Annotated in this window: 8 protein-coding genes; 2 read left to right on the top strand and 6 right to left on the bottom strand. The window is 35.6% G+C overall.

Going from position 1 to position 11,638, the window contains the following annotated elements:
* Nucleotides 1-277: 277 nt before the first annotated feature.
* Nucleotides 278-1,177, bottom strand: coding sequence for a DMT family transporter (locus ACIQVU_RS19775; protein ID WP_402896936.1), 900 nt, complete (start codon nucleotides 1,175-1,177; stop codon nucleotides 278-280).
* Between the two features lie 132 nt (nucleotides 1,178-1,309).
* Here ACIQVU_RS19775 and ACIQVU_RS19770 point away from each other — a divergent pair, with 132 nt between their 5' ends.
* Together ACIQVU_RS19770 and ACIQVU_RS19765 are read left to right on the top strand one after the other, a co-directional pair.
* Nucleotides 1,310-2,032, top strand: coding sequence for an MgtC/SapB family protein (locus ACIQVU_RS19770; RefSeq protein ID WP_340807092.1), 723 nt, complete (start codon nucleotides 1,310-1,312; stop codon nucleotides 2,030-2,032).
* Between the two features lie 13 nt (nucleotides 2,033-2,045).
* Nucleotides 2,046-3,017 (top strand): cation diffusion facilitator family transporter, encoded by a 972-nt coding sequence (locus ACIQVU_RS19765; protein WP_340807094.1) that lies wholly within the window; start codon nucleotides 2,046-2,048, stop codon nucleotides 3,015-3,017.
* 46 nt (nucleotides 3,018-3,063) lie between these two features.
* Here the strand turns inward: ACIQVU_RS19765 and ACIQVU_RS19760 are convergent, their stop codons facing one another.
* The 5 genes from ACIQVU_RS19760 to ACIQVU_RS19740 form a co-directional block, all read right to left on the bottom strand.
* Nucleotides 3,064-3,804 carry a hypothetical protein gene (locus tag ACIQVU_RS19760; RefSeq protein WP_402896934.1) on the bottom strand — a complete coding sequence of 247 codons (741 nt, stop codon included), beginning with the start codon at nucleotides 3,802-3,804 and terminating at the stop codon, nucleotides 3,064-3,066.
* A 304-nt stretch (nucleotides 3,805-4,108) separates the two neighbouring features.
* Nucleotides 4,109-5,272, bottom strand: coding sequence for an iron-containing alcohol dehydrogenase (locus ACIQVU_RS19755; protein WP_340807097.1), 1,164 nt, complete (start codon nucleotides 5,270-5,272; stop codon nucleotides 4,109-4,111).
* A gap of 64 nt (nucleotides 5,273-5,336) precedes the next feature.
* Complete coding sequence (locus ACIQVU_RS19750; protein ID WP_340807099.1) at nucleotides 5,337-6,452, bottom strand: response regulator; 1,116 nt, start codon at nucleotides 6,450-6,452, stop codon at nucleotides 5,337-5,339.
* Entirely contained in the window at nucleotides 6,449-9,511 is a 3,063-nt protein-coding gene (locus ACIQVU_RS19745; RefSeq protein WP_402896931.1) for a sensor histidine kinase, read from the bottom strand. The genes ACIQVU_RS19750 and ACIQVU_RS19745 overlap by 4 nt, the downstream gene beginning before the upstream one ends.
* Before the next feature lie 146 nt (nucleotides 9,512-9,657).
* Entirely contained in the window at nucleotides 9,658-11,547 is a 1,890-nt protein-coding gene (locus tag ACIQVU_RS19740; RefSeq protein WP_402896938.1) for an S-layer homology domain-containing protein, read from the bottom strand.
* Nucleotides 11,548-11,638 lie beyond the last annotated feature (91 nt).

Below are 11,638 nucleotides of genomic sequence, written 5' to 3'. Positions count from 1 at the left end.
AAGAAATTTGATTTGCTCAAATTGTTTTGCTGGCATCTCATCTTCATTCGATGTCCAAAATTATTTCGTTCACTTACCAAAGTAAGCTACTAAAACTTATTGATTACGTTTTGCTTGTTCAGTTTTCAAGGTTCATAGTTTGTTTCAGTCTTTTTTAGCGACTTTATTAATATAACTTGTTTTTAACAAGAAGTCAACAACTTTTTTCATAACTTTATTTCCAAGTGTTCCCTCTTGTTAAGGACAAGTAATAATATATAATATCGCACCTTAAAAATCAAGCATTTTTCGCAAAAAACTTAAAAATCTTTTTTATATCGATAACAAACAATAGAATACCTGCTAATACAATCATCCCACCAATGATTTGTGTTGCAATTAAATACTCTTTAAAAATAAACCATGCTAAAATAGCTGCTCCTACAGGCTCAAACAATATAGCTATTGAAACGACGTTCGTACTAACATATTTAATTGACCAATTAAACAGCGTATGGCCCAAGAAATTAGGTACTAGCGCTAATAATAAAAACCACAGCCAATCCATTGAAGAATGAGGCATTAATGATTCCCCTTTTATTAGTACATAAATCAGTAAAGTAATCGTACTAACAACATAAACAATCATTGTATAGGTCATTAAAGATAGTCGTTTACGTACATCCTGCCCCAATAAGAAATAAGCTGTAACAAGCGCACAGGCAATAAGAGCCAATATATCGCCATAAAATGCAGTACCACTTACTTTAAAATCACCCCAGCTAATTAAAACACTTCCGCTAATAGCTATTGCCCCTGCTATAATTGTTTTCATCGTGATTGTTTCTTTAAAGAAAAAATATGTACCGACAAACGCAAATAATGGTTGTAATGTTACAAGCACCGTTGAGCTTGCTACTGACGTATAGTTAAGTGATTCAAACCATAAAATAAAATGAAATGCTAAAAATATTCCCGCAATTGAAGAAAAGAACCAATCACGTTTACTTAACTTTGTTAACTCCTTTGTGTACTTCCCCAAAAACAATGGTGCCATAATTAACACAGAAAATAACATTCGATAAAATGCAATAACACCAGATTCTGCTTGCGCTAATTTAACAAAAATAGCGGATAAAGATACTGAGATAACTCCTATTATAATAGGGATATATGGATGCATTTTAGGCTTATCCACTATGTCCCACCTCCATTAAAGATACTTATACTTCCTTACTTTCGTAGTGTACAATACAAAAAAGCAATGTACATATAATAATGACAGCTTACATATCTCTTAGCAATACGAAATATCTATGGAGGGTTGCGTATGAACACATTATTAGAAAATATGATTACATATGAAGTTGGCATAAAATTAGTGATTGCAGCCACATTAAGTTTAGTGATCGGTATTGAAAGGGAATTAAAAAAGAAACCTGTTGGATTAAAAACAAGCTTAGTGATTGCCACCTTTAGCTGTTTACTCACAATCATCTCTATCGAAACTGCATATTCAACCCCTGCTAGGGATGATATTAACATTACAATGGACCCTCTTCGCTTAGCTGCACAGATCGTTAGTGGAATTGGCTTTCTTGGAGCAGGCGTTATTTTAAGACGGGGCAATGATAGCATTACAGGCTTAACAACTGCTGCTATGATATGGGGAGCAGCAGGTATTGGAATTGCAGTTGGCGCAGGTTTTTATATGGATGCGACATTAGCAGTAATTATTATTGTTTTCGGCATTGAGATTTTATCACCTTTCCTTATGAAAATTGGTCCTAAACGTATTCGGATGCGAGAGATTTCATTAAAAGTTCAAATTGATGATGCCAAGAATACTGAGTCCTTTCTATTATTTTTAAAGGACAATAACATCATCATTGAAAATATTCGTATTAAAGACGTGCCTTTAAAAAATGATGATGTTTTACATGAGCTGGATTTGCGTTTGTCCTTAATTGTTTCCGATAATTTATTATCCTTTTATCATTCATTACGAGAACTATCTTATATAGAAAAAATCGAAATGGAAATTTTAAACTAGCTGGAGGATTTGTATGACAGAACTATTTAAACTACTAAAAGACGGTAACAAACCTTCCCTACTAGCAGCATGTGTAAATGCCTTTTTAGGGATTATTAAAGGCATTGCTTTTTTCTTTACAGGAAATGTTGCGATGTTTGCAGAAATGATGCACTCGCTTGGTGATGCAGCAAACCAATTATTTGTTTATATCGGCTCAGCACTTTCTAAAAAGCCACCTACCAAGCAATTCCCAAGTGGCTTTGGCCGTATTGTTAACTTAGTATGCTTATTTGCCGTTATTATTGTGGCAATTCTTTCGTATGAAACAATTAAGGAAGGATGGCATCATTTTCTACATCCTACAGGGGAATCTAGTGGGATACTAATTGCACTTGGCGTATTATTAATAGGGATTATTTTAGAAGGTGTGGTGCTTGCCAAAGCAGCTGTAGAAGTATTACATGAAGCAGGGCAAGAAAAGGCTGGTATCGCAGCGATTCCAAAAGCATTCGCTTATTTGAATCGTGCAAAGCCTGCAACAAAATTAGTTTTTATGGAAGATTTAGTAGCTACTAGCGGGAATATCCTAGCCTTTGCTGCAATTGTTATTGCTTACTTTACAGGATGGGGTAGAATAGAAGGTCTTGTGTCAATGATTATTGGAGCAATGATGTTTTATGTTGTCGGGAAAGTTTTCTTAGATAATGCTCGTGGCGTCATTGGCGAAACAGATGAAGAAATGTTAAATCATATTGCTCATCTTGTTATGGATGATCCAAATATTAAGGATATTGTGCGCCTTGAGGTGATTAAAGAAGGAGAATTTTTACATGTGGAGCTTGTCGCTGAAGCTGACCCACAGTTATCGCTAGCCTTTTTAGATGATGTTCGTGATCATTTAACAGAGGTACTATTAAGTCAAAAAGGTGTCGCCAAAGTTGCCATTTTGTTTGATGAGGATGATGGCAAAACAAGCTGGGTGCATGCTGATCGCTCTATGTAAACACGTTAAATAGCCAATTGCCATATTTCAGGCAGTTGGCTTTATTTTATACAAGTCTTAAGCGGTCTTGTTGATATGGGCTTTTCTCATTATTACTTATATATTCAGGTATATGCTCGTAGCTCATAAAAACATGATTCGTAATCATAAAAGTCAGTAATTTATGAAAAGCAATAACCTTTCTTGTACCTTGTTGCTGAATAACAATTTTTGAAAACTTTAAGGAAGCTTGTCTATTGGCTAAAGCGTATTCTTCTGCATTCTGCAGAGCTCTACCATCCACATGACACCCCAATACAAAATTTCCAGCAAAGGAATCTTTTAAAACATTCGGATGCATAGATTGATAATGCACTTCTGTAATAGCATCTTCCTCTTTCATTAAATGACGCGCTACTAAATAATGTTTTAAAGCGCCTTTCAAGTCAATAGCAATTGCCGTATCCGCTAAAATCGTACGATAATAAACAGGTATAATTTCTGTCTTTCCTAGATAAGGCTTTACTTCTACAATGATTTCTCCAGAGGGACGAACAAATAATTGTGCAATTGCCTTATTGTCACCATCTGAAAAAATAATATTTGTTTGTCCAAAATGTAAGCTTTTGAAAAATACGCTTTGATCAACAATATACCCTGCGACAATTTTATCATTTTCAATTTGTAGTGATTTCGCTTCAATTCCCAATACTTCTACACCATTTTGCATTTTATAGACATGCGGCTGAAATGGCATCTCTTTACAATTTAATGTAACAATACGGCCTTCAAGCAATTGCTTCAACATTTGACCTCTCTCCTTTGTGTTTAATCGTGTATTTATTTTAATAAAAGCCACTGAACAATTTCTGAACAAATTTACAAAAAAAGCAGAAAAACGACAAAATATACCTCACATTCTATATAAGTAAAAAGAATCAATATATCATACAATTATCCCTGTTTTAAATTAACTAAATTTCTATTTATCATTATATTATAGGTCTTAAGAAACTTCTACGACAAAATACAACATAAATCGTTAATTTTTCTTAATCTTTTATCCATAAAAAAATGCGAGGCTATAGTAAATAGCCTCACATTTTTTATAATTAAAGAGAATTTTGTAGAATTGTTCGTACATCTTCATCTTGTAATTTATGAAAGTTTCCAAAAGGTCCATTTTGCATGGCATGTTCAATAATTTGCGGGAATTTTACAGCATCAATCTGATAATCAGCTAAACGATTTGGCGCACCTAATGATGTCCAAAATGCCGATAAACGATCAATGCCTTCATAAGCAATCTCTTCTACCGTCTTTCCTGTTGCATCCACACCAAACACTCGTGTGGCAATGCCAGCAAAGCGTGCTGGATTAACTGGCACATTTAAGCGCATCCAGTGTGGCTGAAGGATTGCTAAGCCTCCTGCATGCGGAATATCATAAATAGCTGATATAGCATGCTCAATATTATGAGAAGCCCAATCGCCTCGTGAACCAATTGATAGGAATCCATTTAATCCAATTGTACCTGCTAATAAAATTGTTTCACGCAATTGAATGTTTTCTAAGTCCTCTAGCAATTTCGGAGCTGTTGCTATAATTGCTCGTAATACGCCTTCACACATTTCATCCGTAACTGGTGTATTCGTTGTGTTATGGAAGTATTGTTCAAAGATATGTGACATCATATCAACAATGCCATAAACAGTGTGGTTTCTTGGTACTGTCACTGTATAGGCAGGATTTAATATTGAAAATTTTGGGAATACTGCTGGGCTGCCCCAGCTTAGCTTTTCCTCTGTAGCAGCATTTGTAATCACTGAGCCTGAGTTCATTTCAGAGCCTGTAGCAGCAAGTGTTAATACCGTACCAAGCGGCAATGCTTCTTGCACAAACACTTTACGTTGCACAATTTCCCAAGCATCAGCATCATACTTTGCACCTGCAGCGATTAATTTTGAACAATCGATTACAGAGCCTCCACCAACTGCAAGCACAAGGTCGATTCCTTCCTTTTTACAAATATCAATCCCAAGGCGTGCTGTTTCAACACGTGGATTCGGTTCAACGCCACTTAATTCAAAAATAGTTTTGTTTGCCTCTTGTAATTTCTCTATTACTGCATTATAAACACCATTTTTCTTAATGCTGCCACCGCCATATACAACTAACACCTTTTGACCATATTGCGCTAGCTCCTTTGGCAGTTTGTCTAATGCATCTTCTCCAAAGTGTAACTTTACTGGATTATAAAATGTAAATGAATCCATATTATTCGCCCCTTTCTAGTTGAATTTTCTCATAATTTTACTGTGGAACGCAAAGATTTAAGATTCATTTACTATAAACCATATAATCATTATAAATCTGCTGAATTTTCTTTGGAATTGGTACATTGATTTCTGCTAATTTTTCCTGTATATGCTTATAGTATCTAATACAATCTTGCTTTTTATTTTGCTTAATTAAAAACTCCAGTAGCAGGAACATATAATGCTCATTGAATTCATCCATTTCTAGCATCTTTTGCAAACAATTTAATTGTAAAAGTGGATTAATAGCTGCTGTTTTTTGGACAAAGGTTTCAAGTATATGCAAGACCATTTGTTTTAAATGGAATTGAATTGATATTGCCCAAGAGTATTCCTCCTCTGCTAAAAAATCGCCCTCATAGCAATTTAAGAGCTGCTGAATAGACTGTTCATCGTGCTTTTCCCGCTCAATCAGTTGAATAAGTTCATCATAGTCACTATCAATTTCAATATTTAGTTGGTAGTGATTATTCACTAATTGAATCGGGTCCTTACCGCCATTTTCCTTTAATAGTTTACGCAGTTGATAAATGGTTGTATGTAAATGATTAGCTGCTTTCTCAAAATCTAATGTTGACCATAGCTCTTCTATAAGAATAGCATTTAGCATCGGTTTTTTATGATGAAACCATAAATATAAGAACAGCTCACGAGCTTTTTTTGTACGCCACTTCACAATCTCCTTTTGTGCATTCAATAAATAAAAACTTCCAAATGTATGAGCATATAAGAGAGATGTATGTTTCTCTGGTGTTGTGTGTGGTTGCCGTAATTGCCACTTTTGCTGTGCTTTTGTTAAAGCTTTAATAAGTCGCTTTTCATGAACAGGCTTTAATAAATAATCTGTTGCCTCTATATCAAAAGCATCCACCGCAAACTGGGTATGGGCAGTGACAAATATAATTTGTAAAGATGGTTGCTTGACCAATAATTGCTTTGCCACCTGCAAACCATGTGTATCAATCATTTCAATATCTAAAAAAACTAAATTGATAGTTTCCTTTTCAAGTAAAGCAAGCGCATCTATGACATTTGTAAATGCTCCCTGAATAGAAATTTCAAATTCCGTTAATTGTTGTAATATAATACGTAGAACATCGATCGCTATTTTTTCATCATCAATGATTATTACTTTCATGCTCCATCACCCTCTGGCAATAATATTAGTATCGTTGTTCCTTTTCCTTCCTCACTATATAAACGAAGACTTGCATTTTTCATTAATTTGAATTTTTTTAATGGATTTGTAAAGCCAATACGAGAGCCCTCACCGTTCAAAAGCTGTTGTAGCTTTTCATCCGGTATTCCTACACCATTATCATAAATTTTAATGCGAACAAACTGCCCCTCTCGCTGAACACTTACCTCAATTGCTCCACCCTCCATTTTTTTAGAAATACCATGCACAACGGCATTTTCCACTAATGGCTGGATAGATAGGGCTGGAATCATTAGCTGGATGGATTCATCAATATCATATTTAACAGTTAAACGATCTACAAAGCGCATCTTTTCAATATAGAGATAAGCCTTTACAAGCTCGATCTCTTCCTCTATTGATACCATACTGTTTCGATAATGCACATTAAGCTTTGCACGGAAATAAGTGGCTAAACAATAAAGCGCCTCTCTTGTGTCATCTATATTCGTATAGCTCAAGCCAATAATCGTATTTAGTGTGTTATAAAAAAAATGCGGTGTTACTTGTGCATATAAATAATTCATTTCTACCTCAATCGCATCAATTGATGATTGCCGAACAGCCAATAAGGATTCAATACGAATTAGTAATTCATCCATTGCTACAGGCTTTTGTAAATAATCATTAGCACCAACCTGCAATGTTAACACTAAATCAGAATGCTTCATAATAGCCGTTAATACAATAATAGGAAGCTCTAACATATCATACTGTTTACGTACCTGCTTACATAACTCATAGCCAGACATACCGTCCATCATTAAATCAATAAGCATACAATCCACTTCATTTGTTTTTAGATAAGCAACTGCATCAAAGTCATTATCTACAGCTATCACTGTATAACCTTTTAAAGCTAACACATCCGCCAATACTTTAATATTAATATGGTCATCATCGACAACAAGAATCTTTTTATCATTGCCTTTATAAAACAATGGTAAATCAAGTTGCAACACTTCATTTTCCAACTGCACAGCTGTCGTTACGAAATTCTGATCACTATTTACTAGCTCCTCTGTAGCTAACGGCATTGTAAATGTAAATGTTGTGCCTTCTCCTAGCAAGCTTGTCACATAAATAGCACCATCTAATTTTTCTACAATATTTTTAGCAATACTCAAGCCTAAACCAAGTCCCTCTTTTTGACCATGTTTCTTTACCCGATAGAAAGCAGTAAAAATATGCTCTATATCTTGAGCTGGAATACCCGCACCTGTATCATTCACTTGAATGACCATGTGTGATTGCTGAACATGTGCTGTAACAGTAATTTCACCCACTTGTGTATGTTGTAGAGCATTATGTAATAAATTATAAAGCACCTGCTTAAAGCGCAATTCATCTGTTAGCATATGTGGCAATGCCCTATCAATTTCTGCTATTAACCGCACATAACTGTTTTTAGGCATAATATTTTGGATTTCTGCTACTACTTCATTAATAATCGTTATTGGAACAGCGCGTGGTGCAACCCATATTTCTCCTGTCATATGAGTAGAGGAAAATAGTAAATCCTCCACTAAATGCCCTAAACGCTGTGTAATATTATGAATTAAAATGACCTGCTCTTGTTGGACACGCTTTAATGGTCCCTGTGCCCCCTCCATTAATGATTTGGACAAATTAACAATGCCATTTAATGGCGTACGTAATTCATGGGAGGTTTTCAGTAAAAACTCATCCTTCATTTGATTGTGTAGCATTAATTCTTCTGATAAAGCTTGTATTTTCATAAAAGCGTTATTTGTACGATAGTTTAATAATGAAGCAAAGCCGAGTAATATCATGACAAACAAGGCAATTTCACTATAATCAATCGGTATGCTTACTAAAAAATTCAGGATAAGCAAAATAGCATAACAACAAACAGCCGTAAAAACAATTAAAACATACCTCGCTCCCTCCAGCCGCTTCATCATCACCCGAATAAGCATCCATATATTGTATACAATCGCTGGCGCCGTAACAGTAATATAGAGTAAACGCCTATAAACAACCTCTGCCTTTGAAGCCGCTCTCTCATTACCAGTAAGCGGATTATAAATACTATACATTACGAAAACAATGCTCATTAAAATAATGGCAGCGTAAAGAATTCTTTTTTTCGTTAGCTGTGGATACATATAATAAATAAATAATGTTAAACACATCAGAGCTAATGGTAAAATGCCTAGCTGCAAACGGAGCTGATTTGCTATATGTGTGATTGGCACTACTAGAAAAAACACTTTTTGATTAATAAACGACATATATAAACCTAGTAAAATTGTAAAAAGTCCAAAAAATAATTCTTCCTTACGCTTGCGGTTTTGTGCATAAGAAATAATATAAATAATGCCAATTACGATATAGCCCACACTCACTAAAACATCTGTGAACACTTTTATATGATAGTGGTATTGGACAGCCTCTGCTGTGCCAAATTCAATCGGATAGATAATGCCTGCCTTTGGTAGATGAAAATTAGCAACTTGTATAAGCACATCTATTTCTTGATGTTTGCTTTGTGTAACTACTGTATAGTTATCACTATTTTCAGATTGATAATGATTTGAAGCAGGGCTAGGATTGCCCTTTCCACCCACCTCTAAACCGTTGATAAAAATACGACTAGCATGACGAATTGTTCGAATATATAAACCATATTGCCCTTCTACTGGCACTGTCACCTTTAGATGATACGTCCCAATAGTCAGTCCCTCTTTATTAGGCTGTACATATTTTCCCCAATTTGCTGGCACTGGAATCGAAACGCGTTGTGCCTTATATGTAGCCAGCGACTCTTGCGGGGAAATTAAAATATTTGGATAGAAGGCCCACTCTCCATCTAGTTCGACCAATTGATTGTTTTGTAATTGCTCTGCCCCAATCGTTACAGCCCCATCCTCTACAATTTTAAAGTTTTGATCGAACAGATACTGCCAGTTACCAAAGAAAAACGTAATACTAAACAGCATGATAATACCAACAACTATGAAAATATTTTTCTTCATTATCATGCCTCCTTTTAAGCATACTATCATAAAACGTTTGAACAAAATCTGAACAAACAATATGGCTTCATGGATAGAGTTTCCATAAGAAAGCACATTAATTGTTGGATCATAATCTCAACAATTAATGTGCTATTCATTTTATACTATGGTTGGGCAGCAGCTTGAATGTCAAAGAAAGCCCAATGATCTGTTGGAATATCCTTAAAGATGGGTTCTGCTTGCTCAGTCGATATGGAACGATTAAAAATTCGGTTTAATACCTTTACTGCCTGAGCGCGCGTTAGCTTTTCCTCAGGCTTAAATTGTCCATTGTCAAAACCAAGCATAATTCCCATTTCACTTATGCGATCAATTTCCTGCTTCGCCCAATGCATAGAAGCTACATCACTATATTTTTTATCACTAGCCTTGCTATCGCAATAGGATGTAGTCGCAGGTTCTTTTAAGCATTGTTGATCAATCCAGCGCACAGCAATTACTGCCATCTGAGCTCTAGTCATTCCATCATTTGGTCCAAATAACTGGTTATCATACCCTTGCATCATCCCTTTTGTTCGGATATATTCAATATCATTTTTAGCCCATGAATTGGCTATATCTGTATAAAATAGCTGGGATGCTGCTGGTATATGATTATCGCTTAAATTTCTTGCCAGCATTGCTGCCATTTGTGCACGTGTAACCTTGGCATTTGGACGGAACGTACCATCGTCATAGCCTTGAATATATGGCGCGGGCTTTTTCTCTAGCTCTATTGGTTCCTGTTCTAGTTCATCTTGCTGCTTTTTATATACTAACAAAAAAGTAGAGAAATGCTGTACATCAAAGACAATACCTGCTTGTTCCCTATTAAATTCCGCTAAGTGTCCATGTAGAAATTCAGATGTATCATTACTATGCTCTACATACACTAGTATATGTTCCTGCTGTATGGATGGCAGATTTATAGGTAATGGCAGTAATAATGTAACATTACGATTTTGTAGATTTGTCGTAATTGTTATTGGTTGACCGATAAGCGCTAACTGTGAATCATTTCCTTGTTGCGCGCGTTCCTCAATAGCATTTTGTAATAGCGTATCCTTTACAGGGGTAATATAAAAATAGATAGCTTCATTAAAATCTGCTATTGAAGTAAACGGAATATCAATTTTAACCGTTCCCATCGTTATACCAAAGTTTAGTTTACCTTCAGCCAATCGTTCAACCGCTTCCTTCGCAAGAATCACTCTTGTTTCATTAGCTGATGGTTCTAAGTCTGGAATCACAATAGTAAATCTTTTATCCTCTCTGTTCATGAACTGTTGTAGCAGTTCCTCTAGATTGTTGGCAGTAACATTGATTGTATCTATCAAACTACCATTGTTATCTTCACGCGTTATGATAGCTCGTGCTAATATTTTATCTGGATTGTTTGGGTCTACGATACTCACATAAGATGGATCATTTGGTGTCATCGGGTCTGGGCTTGGAGGCGAGGTGGATGATCCACCATTATTATTTGGTACACTATTTTTCGACCATAAAGCAAACAATACTACATGCGCTTTCCCCATTTGCATTGTTTGCCCAGCTTTATACGTAGTCCCTTTACCATCCGCCTGCGTATTCCACCCTACAAAAGTATACCCTGCCTTCATCAGATTCCCTGTATTCCCTAAAACAGTAATCGTTGCTTGCGATTGATACTGTTTCGAATCAATGGGAACTGTGCCTCCCTCAGCTCCATTACCTATATACGTAATCGTGTATGTCGCCTGTGCCTTTGTCGTAAAATTCCATATCGTACGATCTACAATACCTTCATAGGCATTACCTGCTAGGTCTATAAATGCACCTGCATCAATTTCAACGCTATACATTGTCTGATGGGCAAAATCCATTGTAGGATTAATTGTTACAATATTAGCTGCTACTGAAACATTTGCCTGTGTAGCCTCAATTGTTTCAATTATTTGACTGTCTGAAGCATTGCGAATCACAATATTTTTGCCTGCTACAGGTACAACGCTCTTATCAAATGTTAATACTATATATACGGTGAAAGAAAATTAGAGTTTCAAGCACAGCCTATTCACCGTATTTTCAGGTGTTTGATTAATCATTTGGATAAAGCCTTGGACA

The organism is Lysinibacillus sp. NPDC098008 (assembly GCF_044760715.1).
In the GTDB taxonomy this organism is placed as follows: domain Bacteria; phylum Bacillota; class Bacilli; order Bacillales_A; family Planococcaceae; genus Lysinibacillus.
Note: the sequence above shows the minus strand (reverse complement) of the source record. Positions and strands in the feature narration are given on the sequence as shown.